The sequence below is a fragment of the Streptomyces sp. P9(2023) genome, from assembly GCF_032436795.1.
GTDB lineage: Bacteria > Actinomycetota > Actinomycetes > Streptomycetales > Streptomycetaceae > Streptomyces.
This window is the reverse complement of record NZ_JAUPWM010000106.1, coordinates 1-843: the sequence shown is the minus strand read 5'-3', so window position 1 is coordinate 843 and position 843 is coordinate 1. Positions and strand designations below refer to the sequence as shown.

The following is an 843-nucleotide window of genomic DNA, read 5'->3' as shown; positions in this document are numbered from 1 at the left end:
AGCCTCTTTTTCTTACGTGTCCTTCCATAATTATCTTTCCTTTCTTCGTTTTGTATCATTCAAGCCTAAAAATATACAAACTGGTGTTCGTTTTGTGAGTAAAAAGAAAAGGCCGAAGCCGTTTCTTGTGATATAATTGGTTGTATATGGAAACAACCAATTGGAGGTGTATTACATGATTTCAATCAATGAGTTCCCTCAATACGAGATTGAGGGCGATACAGTACAAGATTTAATTAATCTCTTAGTAAAACTCGATCCTAACAAAAAACTTTACTTTCTAAAGGTTTCATACGATGGCAATGAAGTGCGCGACGTATACAATTTAACTCCTACAAAAAGCGAAACTATAGACGGTACTGAAGACGGATATACTATTGTTCTCTAAAGTATTCAGAATTTACAATGAGTTCTGTAATGTCTTTTCTCTTGTTCAACCTATTGTTTATAGCTAACAAATCATCAAAGGAAGGCAGATTATCATCCGAAAAATCAGTATTCAAAGATAGACTAGTATATACATCAGATGAGATTACTAGTGCGCTTGGATATTTTTCTTGTAACAGCCTTACTTTACTAGCATTAAAAATCCAGATTGCAGGAAATAAAAGCGCAGGGTCATCTTCCGGCGAACTAGGTATTTCTTTAAAATCCTGATAAATTGTGCGGATATAGTCGTAAATTCGATAGCCCATATCTGCACATTCTTTCTTCGTGATAATTTTCCCTGCGTGGTAGACATTATTTCTAAGTTTCTTATCGTCATCGTCAATATATTTTTTATTTGAATTTTTCTTATCCTTCACATCGAGCTTAAAGAGCATGACAAGCGATTAGATGGCC

1 protein-coding gene is annotated in these 843 nt (G+C 34.5%); it reads right to left on the bottom strand.

Going from position 1 to position 843, the window contains the following annotated elements; all coding sequences use genetic code 11:
* Positions 1 to 374 precede the first annotated feature (374 nt).
* Positions 375 to 824, bottom strand: coding sequence for a hypothetical protein (locus tag Q5762_RS36845; protein WP_315896678.1), 450 nt, complete (start codon positions 822 to 824; stop codon positions 375 to 377).
* Positions 825 to 843: the final 19 nt, after the last annotated feature.